Raw genomic sequence first — 14,222 nt, 5'->3', positions numbered from 1 at the left:
CTCCCTCCGGGGTCAGCCGGGGGTCAGGCGGGCTTTGGCTGGCCGTGCAGGATCGTCAGCAGCATCGGCTCGGTGTTCAGCGTGACCTGCAGCGTGTGCAACGGCGTCGTGCCGGGCCACACGATCTTCGCCCGGCCGACCACCACCTGCGGCAGCGACAGGTGACTGGGCTTCGGCAGCAGGCTCTTCACGTTGCCGGCGAGGATGTTGACCAGCTCGCCGAGCGCGTCGGCGCAGTCGTCGGCGTTGGCGTTCGCGGGGTCGACGTCGAGCATCGCGCCGGCGACCACCCCCGCCACCGGCAGCCCACAGCGCAGCACGGCCAGGCCGTTCCACGCGCCGGCGAGGCCGATGCTGGCCGTCACGTCCGCGGTATCCGCCGGCGGCTCCGGGGCGGGCGTCACCTCCGGCGCGCAGTTCAGGTACGCCGTCCACACCTGCCAGACGATGCCCCGCACGTCGTCCTCGGACAGCGACGGCTCCGGGTCCACGAGACCACCCCCGGTGGTCCCATCGGCAGGCCCGCGCCCGGCTTGAGGTCCCGCGAACACGGGACTTCCGGCCCGTTCGCACCGGCGCCGCGACGACAACACTGAAGTCGTCAAGGACACCGACTGGAGGCCCGAAATGAGCGCCGCATCCGTCCACCACACCCCCGTCAGCCACCTCGAGCGGGTCGAAGCCCCCGGCAGCATGCTCACCAAGACCGCCGCGAAGGCGCTCGCGGTGCTGCGGATCGGCACCGGGTTCGTGTTCCTCTGGGCGTTCCTCGACAAGACGTTCGGCCTCGGCTACGCGACCCCGTCGGCGAAGGCCTGGATCAACGGCGGCTCGCCCACGAAGGGCTTCCTGAGCTCCGTCGACGTCGGCCCGCTGCAGTCGGCGTTCCACGCCATGGCCGGCACCTGGTGGGCGAACTGGCTGTTCATGCTCGGCATGCTCGGCGTCGGCCTGGCCCTCATCGCCGGGATCGGCCTGCGGATCGCCGCCGCGTCGGGCGCCCTCATCATGGCGATGATGTGGCTGGCGGAGTTCCCGATCGCGCAGCACACCGCGGCCGGCGCCGCGAGCGGCTCGACCAACCCGTTCGCCGACTACCACCTGGTCTACGCGGTGGTGCTGGTCGTCCTCGCCGCCGCGTACGCCGGCCACACCTGGGGCCTCGGCCGCCTCTGGGCCAAGCTCCCCTTCGTCCAGCGCAACCGCTGGCTCATCTGACCACCCCTTCGACGAACGGCCCGGGACCTCGCGTCCCGGGCCGTTCGTGTGCCCCGGGCTTCACACACTCAGGCCCGGCGGATCGGCATGTGCGTCGTCGCCGGTGCCCCGCCGAGGAACGCCGCGACCAGGCCGGTGCACAGCTGCGGCCGCTCGATCAGCAGCGTGTGCGAGGCGCGTGGCACCACGGCGAGCTCGGCGTCGGGCAGCCCGCGGTAGAGCGCCAGCGTGTGCTCCAGGGACACGGCGTCGTCGTCGGCGACGAGCACCAGCGTGCGGCAGCCGACCGCCCCCAGGTCGGCCGCGGTCAAGGCCAGGTCTCCCGCCTCCGCCGACTCGGCGATCCGCTCGACGACGGACGTCAGCCGCCCGGGCCCGTCCGGCGACACGCCGGCGTGCTGGTCGTAGATGATCTGTGGGATGTCCGCCGGCGAGGCGGGCGGCAGCACCCAGCCGTCCTGGTGGAACGCGGTGCTGATCAGCACCAGCCGGGACACCAGGTCCGGGCGGGCCAGCGCCGTCAGCAGCGCCACCACCCCGCCCGCGCTGTACCCGACCAGGGCGGCCGCCCCACCCACCACGGTCTCCAGGAACGCGATCATGTCCGCGGCCATCACCTGCGGGCTGAGCGGGCCGCCCGGGTCCGCGGTGTGCCCGTGGCCGCGCCGCTCCGGAAGGTAGAGCCGGAACGATCCCGCCAGCGCGTCCAGGTTGCCGGCGAAGCAGCGCGAGTCGACGATGGCGCCGTGCAGCAGCACCACCGGCTCGCCCGAGCCACGCTCGTCGTGCCACATGCGCATGCCGTCGCCGTCGACGTAGCGTTGCACCCGCGCCTCCCCCCGCCGTCCGCCCGCGACCGATCATGTCGCACCCGGACCGGTCCCGCAGCCCCTCAGCTGGGGCGGGCGCCCAGCTGCTCGACCTTCTCCGTCGGGCCGGAGACGATCAGGGTGTCGCCGCGCTGGATGACGGTGTCGGGCAGGGCGGTCTCGGCCTCCTCGCCGGCGCGTTTGACGGCGACGACGGTGATGCCGTGCCGGGTGCGCAGGGCGAGCTGGGTCAGGGTCCGACCGATCATGTCATCGGGCGGGCAGACCTTGGCGATGGCGTAGCCGTCGTCGAACTCGATGAAGTCCAGCAGCTTGCCGGTGACGAGGTGCGCGACGCGCACGCCCATGTCGGCCTCGGGGAAGACGACGTGCCGGGCGCCGACGCGCTCCAGGATGCGGCCGTGCTTGGCGGAGATGGCCTTGGCCCAGATCTCCTCGATGCCGAGCTCGGTGAGGGCCAGGACGGTCAGGACGCTCGCCTCGATGTCGGTGCCGATCCCGACGACGGCGCGGTTGAACTCGGGGACGCCGATCTGGCGCAGGGCCTCCTCGTCGGTGGAGTCGGCCTGCACGACGTGGGTGAGGACGTTGGCCAGCTTCTGCACGATCTCGGCGTTCTCGTCGATGCCGAGGACCTCGTGGCCGAGCTCGGTGAGCGACTCGGCGACCTGCCCGCCGAAGCGGCCGAGGCCGATGACCACCACGCCGCCCGACGCGTCGCTCTTGCCCATGGAGCCTCCCCGGAAACGTCACCCGATGATCGGCCGCTCCTCGGGCAGGCGGTAGCGCAGCTTCCGGTGCCGCAGCGCGATCGCGGAGGCCACCGTGATCGTACCGACCCTGCCGATGAACATCAGCGCGACGAGCGTCAGCTGCCCGGCCGGCGGCAGGGACGCGGTGATGCCGGTGGACAGCCCGGCGGTCGAGAACGCGGCGGTCGCCTCGAACAGCACCCGGTCGAACGGCAGCGCGGTGATCAGCAGCAGGACCAGCGTCCCCAGCGCGACGATGCCGACGCCGAGCAGCGCGACCGTGACCGCCTGCCGGACCGTCTGCGCCGGGACGCGGCGGGCGCCGACGTTGACGTCGTCCTCGCCCCGCACCTCGGCCCAGATGACGAACGCGAGCAGGAAGAACGTGGTGACCTTGATACCGCCGGACGTGCCGGCGCTGCCGCCGCCGATGAACATGAGGACGTTGGTGAGGGCGAGGGTCTCCGGGCGGGCCGCCGCGTAGTCGATGCTGTTGAACCCGGCGGTCCGGGGGCTGACACCGGAGAACGTGCCGCCGACGAGGGTCTGCCACCAGTTGAGCGGGCCGAGGGTCGCGGGGTTGGACCACTCGAAGGCGGTGACCGCGCCGGCGCCGACGAGCAGCAGGATCGCCGAGCCCCAGACGGTGAGGCGGGTGTGGATCGACCAGTACCGCGGCTTGCGCCACTCCCGGTAGAGCTCCAGCATCACGGGGAACCCGAGACCGCCGAGGATGACGGCGACGGCGACGGTGCCGCAGATCCACGGGTCGCCGACGAAGCCCATGAAGCTGTCGGAGTACAGGGTGGTCCCGGCGTTGTTGAAGGCGCTGACCGCGTGGAAGACGCCGTGCCAGAGCGCGGTGCCGAACGAGTCGTCGTAGGTGGTGCGGAAGCGGACGGTCAGCACGGCGGCGACCACCAGCTCGAAGCCGACCATCATGGCCAGGACCCGCAGCAGCAGCGCCCGCACCTCGCCGAGATTGAGCGAGCGGGTCTCGGCCTGGGCGACGAGCCGGGTGCGCAGCGCGAGCCGGCGCGAGACCATCAGCCCGAGGACGGTCGCGAAGGTCATGATGCCGAAGCCGCCGACCTGGATGAGGCCGAGGATGATGCCCTGGCCGGCCGGTGACCAGTAGGTCGCCGGGTCGACGGTGCTCATGCCGGTGATGAACACCGACGACGCGGCGGTGAACAACGCCACCAGGAACGGCGCGGGCTCCCCGGCGGCGCGGGCCGCGGGGAGCATGAGCAGGCCGGTGCCGACGGCGAGCGCGGCCAGGAACGCCGTCGGCAGCAGGCGGGTCGGGTGCCGCAGGGCACGGAGCATGGGGAAGATCCTATGGCCGCGGCGGCGGTCACACGCTGCTCGCCGCCAGCTCCCGGGCGTCGGTGGCCTGCGCCGGCACGTCGTGGGAGACCTCCGGCAGCCAGCCGAGCCAGCGGGGCAGCCACCAGTTGCGCTCGCCGAGCAGGGCCATCGTGGCCGGCAGGAGCACCGCCCGGACGATCGTCGCGTCGAGCAGGACCGCCGCCGCGAGCCCGACGCCGAGCTCCTTGGTGGAGACCAGGGGCAGCGTGGCGAACAGCGCGAACACCGCCACCATGACCGCGGCGGCGCTGGTGATGACGCCGGCGGTGGCGGTGATGCCCTCGGTGACCGCCTGCCGGGTCGGCAGCCCCCGGTCGTGGCCCTCGCGGATGCGGCTGACGACGAAGACGTGGTAGTCCATCGACAGGCCGAACAGGATGACGAAGAGGAACAGCGGCATCCAGTTCGTGATGCCGTCGGCGGCCCGGAAGTCCAGCAGCGACTCGAAGTGGCCGTACTGGAAGACGAACACCAGCATCCCGTAGGCCGCGGCGACCGACAGCAGGTTGAGCACCACGCCGGTGACGGCGACGACGACCGACCGGAACGACACGAGCAGCAGCAGGAACGCCAGCCCCAGCACGAACCCGAAGACCAGCGGCATGGAGCCGGCGAGCTGGTCGTTGAAGTCCTTCGAGCCGGCGGTGCCGCCCGTGACGCCGACCCACGCGCCCGGCTGCTTCGCGAGCGTCGCGGGGATGACCGTCCCGCGCAGGGCCGCCAGGGCCTCCTCGGAGGCGCGGTCGCTGCCGGTACCGGAGAGGCCGACGCTGATGACGGCCACATCGCCGGCGGGGTTGACGGTCACCGTGACCGGCTCGTGCAGCTTGCCCGTGGCGAGCGCCTGCCGCTTGAACTCCGCCACCGCCGCGTCCCACCCGGCGCCGGTGACGGCGGGTGCCTTGACGACGACCTCGGCGGGTCCGGTGCCGCCGGGGAACGCCGCCTGGATCGCCAGGAACGCCTGGGTGATCGGCGCGCTCGGGGACAGGTCCTCGACGCCCTCACCCTTGGTGCGCAGGTCCAGCGCGGGCGCGGCGAGCACGCCGAGCGCGGCGACGGCGACGACGGTGGAGACCAGCGGGCGCTTCAGCACCAGCCGCAGCACCGCACCCCAGACGCGGCCTCCGCCGCCGCGCCGGCGGTACAGGCCGGGGATCTTCCCGAGGTCGACCCGGTCGCCGAGCGCGGACAGCAGCGCCGGCAGGACGGTCAGCGAGCCGAGGACGGCCGTGGCGACGACGAGGATGGTGCCGACGGCGAAGCTGACGAACGTCGTGTCGCGGGTCAGGAACATGCCGGCCATGGCGACGATGACGGTCAGGCCCGAGACCCAGATCGACCGGCCGGACGTCTGCGCGGCGATGACCAGGGCCCGGTGCGGGTCGACGCCGTTGCGCCGCTCGTCGCGCTCCCGGCGGATGTAGAACAGGCAGTAGTCGACGCCGACGGCGAGCCCGACCAGCAGCATGACGTGCATCGTGGTGTCGACGGCCGGCGCGAGGTGGCTGGCGAACGCGAGGAGCCCGACCGCCCCGACGACCGCGGTGACGGCCAGCCCGACGGGCAGCAGCGCCGCGACGATCGCGCCGAACGCGACGAGCAGGATGCCGAGGGTGACCGGGATCGACAGCATCGACAGCCGGTTCAGGCCCTCGTCGAGCTCGTCGCCGATGAGCTTGTCGCCGCTGGCGTCGCCGGCCTCGGCGATGTACAGCTGTGGGTGCGCGCGCTGCACGCCGGCGACGGCGTCGAGGACCGGCTGGATGCGGTCCTTGGCGGTCTCCGGGTCGCCGCGCACGGTGAACGTGAGCAGCACCGACCTGCCGTCCTCGGAGGTGACCGGCGCCGCGACGGGCTCGGTGGCGCCGGTGCCGTTCACGGCCGCGGTGACCTCCGCGACGGCGGCCTCGAGGTCCGGGTCGTCCACTGTGGACTTACTGGTGACGATCACCATCTCGCCGGCGCCCTGCTCGGGGAAGCCGGCCTGGGCGACGATCCGGTCGGCGCGGCCCGACTCGCCGTTGCCGAAGTCGCCGCTGCCCGCCTCGACCATCCCGGCCTGCCCGCTGAGCGCGGTGACCCCGACGACGAAGACGAGCCATCCGATGATGGCGAGCGCGCGATGGCGGGCGCTCCACACCGCGACCCGCGCCGCGATGCCCTTCACGTTGTCCCTGGATTCCATGCTTGGAACGCTATTGAGGCGCCCGCCCCGGATCGATCCGGCGGACCGGCGGACCCGGGGTGGGGCGGGCGGGCGGCGGCCCGGTAGGGACAGCCCTACCGTCCGCGCAGCTGGCGGGCGGCCCGAGCGAGCCAGGCGTCGACCGCGGCCCGGTCGAAGCCGCGGAACGCGACCGGCAGGCGCGCGTCGCCGATCGCCCGCAGCGCGTCGGCCCGCCGGGCGGCGTCGCCGCTCGCGATCGCACCGGCGACGAGGGTGAGCAGCGCGTCGGTCTCCGCGGGGCGGTACCCGCGCAGCACGACCGGCAGCTCGACGGCCGCCGCCCAGACCGGGGCGGGGCCGGCGCCGGGATCCGGCTCGGCGGTGCGGGAGGCCGCCAGCCAGGCGTCGACCTGGACCGGCGAGTAGCCGCGGAGCACCACCGGCAGCCGGCCGGCCGCGCGCACCGCGGCGGCGATCCGGTCCCGGTCGCCCGCGGCCGCCTCGACCGCCCGCACCAGGGCGTCGACGGCACGCCGGTCGTACCCGCGCAGGACGACATCGAACGCAACCATGCACTGCATTGTCGGCGACCGGGTCAACCACCGCGGCGGAGGTGCCGGCCGCACGGCGGCGGTCACCGCGGCGCCTGGCCGACGCCCGGCCCGTGACCCGCTCGCCGTCAGCTGCGCCTGCGGCGCACGACGACCGTGAGCTCCCACGCCAGCAGGGCGACCGTCACCAGCAGGACACCGCCGCCGACCAGCATCGACTTGCTGTCGGCGGCCCTGGCCTCGGCGCCGCGGGCGAACACCCGCAGGTCCTCGCCGCCCGGCAGGCGGACCTCGTAGTGGGAGCCGCTCACGCCGGCGTCGACGGCCGTCACACCTTCCGGGGCAATGCCGATCACGTCACCCGCGCCCTCCGGCCACCGGGCCGTGCAGGTGATGTGCGACCGCTCAAGCTCGTCGATGTCCTCCACGCACGTGCCGACGTGCGCGGTGGTGAGCGACGCCCCGCGCAGGTACTCGCCGAGCCCGCCGCGGCCGGTCAGCAGCGGCACCAGACTCAGCAGGCAGAAGGCGAGCAGCACCCATCGCGCGAACCTGAGCATGTCCCCGTCCCCACATCCGCGAGCGCCGACAGCGGCACCGTACATCAATGCGTGCGGCGGTAGGGTCCCCGTCATGACGGTTGTCGCACGCGTCGGCTCGGTCACGCTCGACTGCCCCGACCCGCGGGCCCTGGCCGACTTTTACCAGGCGGTCACCGGCGCGGACCGGGAACACGACGGCGACGACGCCGTCGCGCTCGCCGCGGTGCCGCCCGGCGGGATCAACCTGTGCTTCCAGCGGGCCGCCGACCACCGGCCGCCGCGCTGGCCGGACCCCTCCGCACCGCAGCAGTTCCACCTCGACCTGTACGCCGACGACCCGGCCGCCGCGCTGGCCCGCATGATCGAGCTCGGCGCGACTCTCGCCCCGCACCAGCCGGGCGAGGGCCGCTGGACGGTCCTGCTCGACCCGGCCGGCCACCCGTTCTGCCTCGCCGCCGCGCCGTGATCGGCGGTGCGGGGCGCCGCCACCCTTCGGCGCGTGGACCTTCGACCGGCGACGCCGACGTTGCGTCCTTGCCCCACAGTGGCGGTAGGCGAGCGTGAGGGGACACCATGCAAGAGCTGTCTGCGCTTGCGGGCGCGGTCATCGGCACGGTCCTGGGCTTCATCCTGTCGAATCTCGGTGAACGGGCCCGCTGGCGCAGGGATCAGCGCGTGCGATGGGATGCGGCCCGGCTGGCCGCGTACACGGAGTACTGCAACGCCGTCAAGAAGATGGTCCACCTCTCGACCGGCATGGCTCGCACACGAGGGCTCCCGCACTCGTCGGACCTGGTGCCGCTGGAACGCGGCCAGGTGGAGCTGGCCGCAGCGGCAGGCCTGCGGGCACAGGTGTGGGAGACAGTTCTCCTGCTCGGCAATCCGGAAACCATCGAGGCCGCGCGCGCCTGGCACCAGAGCGTGTGGCAGCTGGAGTTCTTCGCCCGCGGAATACTGACCGGCAGGGACAACTGGGCACATGCCCTCGACGAGTTCGAGCTCACCAGAAAGGCGTTCTACCGGGCCGCGCGCACAGACCTCGGGCTTGCCGGGGACATTCCGACCTCGTCCTGGCCACCGCCATGGCTCGACCGTCTCGAGCCGGAGCAGAGGGCCGCGGTGGTCAGCTCGACCGATCCCCGGTGAGCCCACCCTGTTACGCCTGGCCTTGCCTTTCGTGAGAGGTGCGGGGCGTCGCTACGCTCGCGCCCGCCCGGCAGCTAGCCGGCCTCGACCTCGGGCTCGTGCAGGTCGTACCCGCGCTCGCGCAACTGCTCGATCACCCGCGGCCGGGTCAGCGACAGCACGTGCGTCTCCACCTCGGCGTCGCGCAGCAGCTCGGCGTAGACCTCGCGGACCATCGCGTCGACCTCGGCCCGCGGGGCGTCGGGGAACCGCTCGGACAGGATGTCGGCCTCGCGCCGCAGTGCCGTGTCGATGTCGCCCAGGTGAGCGACCCCGTCGGGACCGGTCATGATGGCATCGTCCTTTCACTCGTGTCACTGCCGTCTCATGCCCGCCGGCCGGCGGTCCTACGGTTAACGGGCGGTGAACGCGCTGCCGTCCGGCGCGTGCACGGATAGGTGCGGCGACAGCGCGCGGAGGAAGTCCGGGGCGTCGAAGGCGGCGCCGGCCGAGGCCACACCGGTGGTCCTGACGCGGCCGGTGAGGATCCGGTCGACGGCCTCGACCGCCAGGGGCGCGCTGATCGCGTAGATGTCCTGGCCGGTCGCGGTGATGCGGCGCTCCTCGGTGCCGGAGCGGATCACGACGTCGACCATGAACGTCTGCGCGGAGCGGCCCCGCGCGTCGACGGCGGCCGGGGCCGGGGTCTCCGGCGCGGCCAGGTCCGCGGCGGCTGTGGCGGTCATGTACGTGCGCACCTCCGGGACCGCCAGGTGGCTGGGGACGGTGACGACGTCGGCCATCGTGAACTCCCCGATGACGTCGCGCGGACCGAGCGGCGCCGGGAACGGCCACTCCAGGACCGGCAGGGTGTCGGTGTGGTACTGGAGGCGCCCGCCGCTGTAGCGGACCCTGCGCCCGCCCCGCCGCTCCCCCGACACGGCGCCTGCGACCCGGGTCCCGGCGGTCGGGTGCCAGCCGCTCAGGCCGTACGCCACGTGCACCTCGCCGGCGGTGGTCCGGTCGCCCATCGCGGTGGTGACGAGCAGGTCCCCGAGCCCGCCGAAGAACGCCATCGCCGGCACGACCGAGGTGTTCCCCGCGCGGTCCTTGAAGTGGCTGAACGTGTCGCGGTTCGCCTCGATCTCGGCGGCGACGTCGACGTACGGGATGCCCGCCCGCAACGCGGCCTCGACCAGCGGCGCGGCGGTCGTGGCGAACGGCCCGGCGGTGTTGATGACGGCCGCCGCGCCGTCCAGCGCGCGGTCGAGCGCGGCCGGGTCGTCCACCGCCGCCTGCCACCCGCCGGCCGGCAGCTTGGCGGCGTCGCGGCCCACGTGCCGCGGGGTGTACCCGCGCTCGGCCAGCTCCGCGACGACGAACTTCCCCGTGTGCCCGTAGGCCCCGTACACGGCGACCTCTGCCTTGAAGTGATCCACGCGGACGATCCTGTCCCGGCCCGCCGAGCCGCACCAGTGTCCGGAACGACGCGACCCGTACAATTTCCGACATGACCTCTGTCGCGGTCGCCGCCACCGACGGGATGCTGCACTTCGAGCTCGCTCTGGCGTGCGAGGTGTTCGGCCCGCCGCCGGACGCGCTCACCGGCCCCTGGTATGACCTCGCGGTGTGCGGCCCGCGGGGCGTGCGGGCCGGCCGCTTCCGGCTGGAGCCCGACCACGGCCTCGACCACCTGGCGCGCGCCCGCACCGTCATCGTGCCGGCGCTCGCCGACGTCGCCGCCGACCCGCCGGCCGACCTGGTCGAGGCGGTGCGCGCGGCCCACGACGCGGGCGCCCGGGTCGTCTCGTTGTGCACCGGCGCCTTTGTACTGGCGGCCGCCGGCATTCTCGACGGGCTCCGCGCCACGACGCACTGGGCGCACACCGACGAGCTCGCCGCGCGCTACCCACGGGTGGCCGTCGACCCCGATGTGCTGTACATCGACAACGGCCGCGTCCTCACGTCCGCCGGCAAGGCCGCCGCCATGGATCTGTGCCTGCACCTGGTCCGCCTCGACCACGGCTCGACCGTCGCCAACATCGTCGCCCGCCGCCTCGTCGTGCCGCCGCACCGCGCCGGCGGCCAGGCCCAGTTCGTCACCACGCCGGTGCCGGACGAGGACGGCCACCCCCTGTCCGACCTGCTCCCGTGGGTGATGCAGCGCCTCGACCAGCCGCTCACCGTGGAGGACCTGGCCGCCCGGGCGAACCTGAGCTCCCGGCACCTGGCCCGCCTCTTCCACGCCGTCACCGGCACCACCCCGCTGCAATGGCTGCACACGCAACGCATCCGCCGCGCCCAGCAGCTCCTGGAGAGCACCGACGACGGCATCGACGCCATCGCCTCCGCCGCCGGCATGGGCACCGCCACGACCCTCCGCCGGCACTTCCAGCGGACGCTCGGCGTCCCGCCGGACACCTACCGCCGCACGTTCCGCGCCCCTCCATGACCCGCATCGATCAGGGTCAGCGCGAAGCGGCCGCGGTACGTAAGATCCACAACATGACCGCCCCGACGCCCTACCTGCACTTCCCCGGAAGCGCCCGCGAGGCCCTGACGTTCTACGGCGACGTCTTCGGCTGCGCGGTGCAGCTGCACACGTTCGCCGAGTTCAACCGGACCGACGGCCCCGCTGACGCCGTCGCCCACGGCTACCTGACCGGCGGGCCGGTCGCGCTCTTCGCCGCCGACGTGGCGGGGGACGAGGCACCGTTCCGGTGCGAAGGCATGATGCTGTCGCTGCTCGGCACCGCCGACCCCGCCACCCTGCGCAAGTGGTTCGCCGGCCTCGCCGACGGCGGCCGGGTCGTGGACGACCTGCAGCAGCGGGCCTGGGGCGCGTCCGACGGCCAGGTCATCGACCGCTACGGGCTGCACTGGCTCGTCGGCTTCGAGGTCTCCGAGAGCGCCTGACCGCACGCACGGGATGCCCCGGCGGTTCAACCCGCGGCTGTCCTGATGCTGGCTGCGCGGCGCCCGCCGGGCAGCCAGCCTGGGGCGATGGGAAACCCGACAGGCGACCCGGCGTACGCGCTGGAGCGGTCGCAGGAGGAGTACGAACGACTCGGCCGTCAGGCGCTGTTCCTGCACGGCACCACCGAACGGCTGCTGCGTGACGCGGGCCTGCGCCCCGGCATGCGGGTCCTCGACGTGGGCAGCGGCGCCGGCGACGTGGCGCTGCTCGCCGCCGGCATCGTCGGACCGCAGGGCACGGTCGTCGGCGTCGACGTCGACGCGGCGGCGCTGCGGGTCGCCCGGGGCCGGGCCGAGGCCCTCGGGCTGTCCAACGTCGAATTCGTCGAGGGTGACCTGGACACCGCCGACGCCGGGACCGGGTTCGACGCCGCCTTCGGGCGCCTGGTCCTGATGTACCGCGCCGACCCCGTCGCGGCGCTGCGAGCCGTCGCCGCCCGGGTCCGCTCCGGCGGCATCATCGCCTTCCAGGAGCTCGACCTCGACCCCGCGATCGCCGCGCGGTCGCTGCCCGAGGCGTCGCTGTGGAACGACACCGGCCGGCTCACCACCGAAGCCTTCCGCCGCGCCGGCATGCAGGTCCGCATGGGCCGCCAGCTGTTCGCCGCGTACACCGCCGCCGGCCTGCCCGAACCCACGATGCGCGACGAGGCCCTGATCGGCGGCGGCCCCGACTTCGGCGGCTACGCCTGGCTGGCCGGCGTCACCCGAGCCCTCGCGCCGCTCATCCAGAAGCTCGGCCTCGACCTCCCCGGCGACCTCGACACCCTCGCCGACCGCCTCCGCGCCGACGCCGTCACCAACGGCACGGTCGTCTGGACCCCGTCCCTCATCGGCGCCCACGCTACGAAGCCGTAGAACCGGGCCCACGGAAGCCTGGTGCGGCGCGTATCCTCCGCTGGCTGATCACGAGCGCGGGAGGCACGAACGCCATGGGCACCAGCTACGAGACGATGATGGTGGTCGGGGAGTTCGCCGGGGTGGTGTCCGCCCTGACTGACCTCGGCGCCGACGCATGGGTCGTGCCTGCGGCGGCGGGTCGGGTGGCGGTGCTGCCCCGCGAAGGCGAGCACGGCGTCGCCGACGTCGACGGGTTGGCGCGGTCGGTCAGCGCGCGGCTGCGCACGCCCGTGGCGAGCCACGTCGTCGTCGACTCGGACGCGGTGCTCATGACCGTCTACCGCGACGGGGACCGCGTCCACGAGTACGTCTCCGACCGGGCAGCGCTCGCCGGCCGGTACACCGGCGACGGCAGCGAGACCGGAGTCCGCTTCGGCGGTGCCGATCCCGGTGTGTTCGCACCGTTCGGAGTGGGCTCCGTGGACCTGGATCGGCTCGGTGTCACGCTGCGCGGGGAGTTCGGCACCGGGACGAAGGTCTTCGCCGAGTTCCAGCATCGGCTGATCGTCAGGGCGATGAACCTGGACCCGGCCGGCCTCACGACGGCCTTCCGGTGGGCCCGGCAGGAGGACCTTCCCGGGGCGGTGCGGGTCAAGCCCGCCGCCCGCGCGCCCCGCGCCGCCGCCGGCCGGACGTCGGTCAGGGTGGCGCTGGTGACCGCGCTGCCGCTGGACGCCGACGACGTCGCGGCCGGGCAGCTCATCGCCGACGCGACCGGCGGCGGGCCGCTGCCCCTGCGCGCGGTCGTCGGCTGCGCCGGTGTGCTGCACGGCGCGGCCGGTGGCGCCGAGATCTTCATGGCCCACACGCGCGTGCGCCCCCGCGGTGCGACGTACTACATCGAGGTCCAAGGCGCCGGCGGGGATCGGCAGCAGATCCTGGACGCCGTCCGGCAGCTCTGGGCCCGGGCCCTGCGCGACCGGTTCCAACTGACCACCGGCCAGGGACCGGAGCTGATCACCCTGACCGACGAGCAGTTCGAGCTCGGCTTCGCCCGCGCCACCGCCTACTGCTCGACCACCTGACATCGTCGGGAAGCCGGCAGCGGTCCGCCGGTCATAAAGATGACCAAGGCGCGGCCACGCGCCGTTCGCCTGCCTAAACTCCGTCTCCATGCGTGCAATCAAGGTTCTGACCAGCGCGGTCGCTGGGGCGGTCGGCGCCGGTGTCGTCCTGGGTGCGCTGTCGCGCGGGTTCATGCGGCTCCTGACGCTCGCGACCGGCGGTGAGCCCGGGTTCAGCTGGTCGGGGACCTTCTTCATCGCGCTCATCTACGTCGTCGCGGTGGCGCCGGCGGCGCTGGCGGCTACCTTCACGATGCGGTGGTGGCGCTGGCTCGCGGCGGCGGCCGGGGCGCTGTTCCTGATGCTGCCCGCCATCGGCGTCTTCTCCGAAGAGGTCGGTGACGTGAACGGGCTCTCGACCATGGCCTGGGTCGGCCTGGTCGCGGCGTCGGTCGCCGTGTTCGCCACCGTGTTCGTCGCCCCGGCGGCCGCCATCTGGTTGGTGGACCGGCTCAAGGGCGCTGCGCCTGTCGCCGACTCCGCGCGGCGGTCCGCCCTCGCGGAGGTCGGATGATCCTGCACGCCGCTCGCGACAGCGACATCTGGCGATCTGCTACCGGGACGTGCAATGCTCGCTACACAACAGGAGGGGAGTACTCCGTTATCTTTCAGTGCGCTTTGGCGAGCACACGATCGATAGCCCCGCCTTGCGGTGGGACAGTCCCGGTCTTAACGGCGGATGCCGTGCCGGGTTGACGCTTCGCAGCCACCTGCCCGCGTGCG

Annotated in this window: 17 protein-coding genes; 8 read left to right on the top strand and 9 right to left on the bottom strand. The window is 73.4% G+C overall.

Translation table 11 applies throughout. The annotated features are described in order from the left end of the window. Nucleotides 1-23: 23 nt before the first annotated feature. On the bottom strand, nucleotides 24-491 hold the full coding sequence (locus tag ABD332_RS55840; RefSeq protein ID WP_344514590.1) for a chemotaxis protein CheX: 468 nt from the start codon (nucleotides 489-491) through the stop codon (nucleotides 24-26). A gap of 136 nt (nucleotides 492-627) precedes the next feature. On the opposite strand from ABD332_RS55840, the gene ABD332_RS55835 reads away from it, so the two are divergent. Continuing rightward, on the top strand, nucleotides 628-1,218 hold the full coding sequence (locus tag ABD332_RS55835; protein WP_344514588.1) for a hypothetical protein: 591 nt from the start codon (nucleotides 628-630) through the stop codon (nucleotides 1,216-1,218). A gap of 68 nt (nucleotides 1,219-1,286) precedes the next feature. Here ABD332_RS55835 and ABD332_RS55830 read toward each other — a convergent pair whose 3' ends face one another. From ABD332_RS55830 to ABD332_RS55805, 6 genes are all read right to left on the bottom strand, one after another. Continuing rightward, nucleotides 1,287-2,045, bottom strand: coding sequence for an alpha/beta fold hydrolase (locus tag ABD332_RS55830; protein WP_344514586.1), 759 nt, complete (start codon nucleotides 2,043-2,045; stop codon nucleotides 1,287-1,289). A gap of 65 nt (nucleotides 2,046-2,110) precedes the next feature. Then, nucleotides 2,111-2,779: a potassium channel family protein gene (locus ABD332_RS55825; protein ID WP_344514584.1), complete on the bottom strand. Its 669-nt coding sequence runs from the start codon at nucleotides 2,777-2,779 to the stop codon at nucleotides 2,111-2,113. Between the two features lie 18 nt (nucleotides 2,780-2,797). Then, nucleotides 2,798-4,129: a TrkH family potassium uptake protein gene (locus ABD332_RS55820; protein ID WP_344514582.1), complete on the bottom strand. Its 1,332-nt coding sequence runs from the start codon at nucleotides 4,127-4,129 to the stop codon at nucleotides 2,798-2,800. Between the two features lie 28 nt (nucleotides 4,130-4,157). After that, nucleotides 4,158-6,359 (bottom strand): MMPL family transporter, encoded by a 2,202-nt coding sequence (locus ABD332_RS55815; RefSeq protein WP_344514580.1) that lies wholly within the window; start codon nucleotides 6,357-6,359, stop codon nucleotides 4,158-4,160. Between the two features lie 95 nt (nucleotides 6,360-6,454). Further along, on the bottom strand, nucleotides 6,455-6,913 hold the full coding sequence (locus tag ABD332_RS55810; protein ID WP_344514578.1) for a hypothetical protein: 459 nt from the start codon (nucleotides 6,911-6,913) through the stop codon (nucleotides 6,455-6,457). A 107-nt stretch (nucleotides 6,914-7,020) separates the two neighbouring features. Next, nucleotides 7,021-7,452 carry a hypothetical protein gene (locus ABD332_RS55805; protein WP_344514576.1) on the bottom strand — a complete coding sequence of 144 codons (432 nt, stop codon included), beginning with the start codon at nucleotides 7,450-7,452 and terminating at the stop codon, nucleotides 7,021-7,023. A 73-nt stretch (nucleotides 7,453-7,525) separates the two neighbouring features. On the opposite strand from ABD332_RS55805, the gene ABD332_RS55800 reads away from it, so the two are divergent. Together ABD332_RS55800 and ABD332_RS55795 are read left to right on the top strand one after the other, a co-directional pair. After that, nucleotides 7,526-7,900: a VOC family protein gene (locus tag ABD332_RS55800; protein WP_344514574.1), complete on the top strand. Its 375-nt coding sequence runs from the start codon at nucleotides 7,526-7,528 to the stop codon at nucleotides 7,898-7,900. 107 nt (nucleotides 7,901-8,007) lie between these two features. Next, a complete protein-coding gene (locus tag ABD332_RS55795; protein WP_344514572.1) occupies nucleotides 8,008-8,580 on the top strand; it encodes a hypothetical protein in 573 nt (190 codons plus the stop codon). A gap of 74 nt (nucleotides 8,581-8,654) precedes the next feature. Here ABD332_RS55795 and ABD332_RS55790 read toward each other — a convergent pair whose 3' ends face one another. Together ABD332_RS55790 and ABD332_RS55785 are read right to left on the bottom strand one after the other, a co-directional pair. Further along, nucleotides 8,655-8,909 carry a three-helix bundle dimerization domain-containing protein gene (locus tag ABD332_RS55790; protein WP_344514570.1) on the bottom strand — a complete coding sequence of 85 codons (255 nt, stop codon included), beginning with the start codon at nucleotides 8,907-8,909 and terminating at the stop codon, nucleotides 8,655-8,657. A 63-nt stretch (nucleotides 8,910-8,972) separates the two neighbouring features. Then, nucleotides 8,973-9,998, bottom strand: coding sequence for an NAD(P)H-binding protein (locus tag ABD332_RS55785; RefSeq protein ID WP_344514569.1), 1,026 nt, complete (start codon nucleotides 9,996-9,998; stop codon nucleotides 8,973-8,975). A 71-nt stretch (nucleotides 9,999-10,069) separates the two neighbouring features. Here ABD332_RS55785 and ABD332_RS55780 point away from each other — a divergent pair, with 71 nt between their 5' ends. The 5 genes from ABD332_RS55780 (at nucleotide 10,070) to ABD332_RS55760 (ending at nucleotide 14,013) form a co-directional block, all read left to right on the top strand. Further along, a complete protein-coding gene (locus ABD332_RS55780; RefSeq protein WP_344514567.1) occupies nucleotides 10,070-11,011 on the top strand; it encodes a helix-turn-helix domain-containing protein in 942 nt (313 codons plus the stop codon). Between the two features lie 53 nt (nucleotides 11,012-11,064). After that, nucleotides 11,065-11,475 carry a VOC family protein gene (locus ABD332_RS55775; protein ID WP_344514566.1) on the top strand — a complete coding sequence of 137 codons (411 nt, stop codon included), beginning with the start codon at nucleotides 11,065-11,067 and terminating at the stop codon, nucleotides 11,473-11,475. A gap of 87 nt (nucleotides 11,476-11,562) precedes the next feature. Next, nucleotides 11,563-12,393 carry a class I SAM-dependent methyltransferase gene (locus ABD332_RS55770; protein ID WP_344514564.1) on the top strand — a complete coding sequence of 277 codons (831 nt, stop codon included), beginning with the start codon at nucleotides 11,563-11,565 and terminating at the stop codon, nucleotides 12,391-12,393. A gap of 74 nt (nucleotides 12,394-12,467) precedes the next feature. Beyond that, entirely contained in the window at nucleotides 12,468-13,460 is a 993-nt protein-coding gene (locus tag ABD332_RS55765) for a hypothetical protein (RefSeq protein ID WP_344514562.1), read from the top strand. Between the two features lie 88 nt (nucleotides 13,461-13,548). Beyond that, on the top strand, nucleotides 13,549-14,013 hold the full coding sequence (locus ABD332_RS55760) for a hypothetical protein (RefSeq protein ID WP_344514560.1): 465 nt from the start codon (nucleotides 13,549-13,551) through the stop codon (nucleotides 14,011-14,013). Nucleotides 14,014-14,222 lie beyond the last annotated feature (209 nt).

Origin of the sequence: Dactylosporangium maewongense (assembly GCF_039531485.1) — a bacterium.
Classification (GTDB): domain Bacteria; phylum Actinomycetota; class Actinomycetes; order Mycobacteriales; family Micromonosporaceae; genus Dactylosporangium; species Dactylosporangium maewongense.
This window is presented reverse-complemented; position numbering and strand designations above follow the sequence as displayed.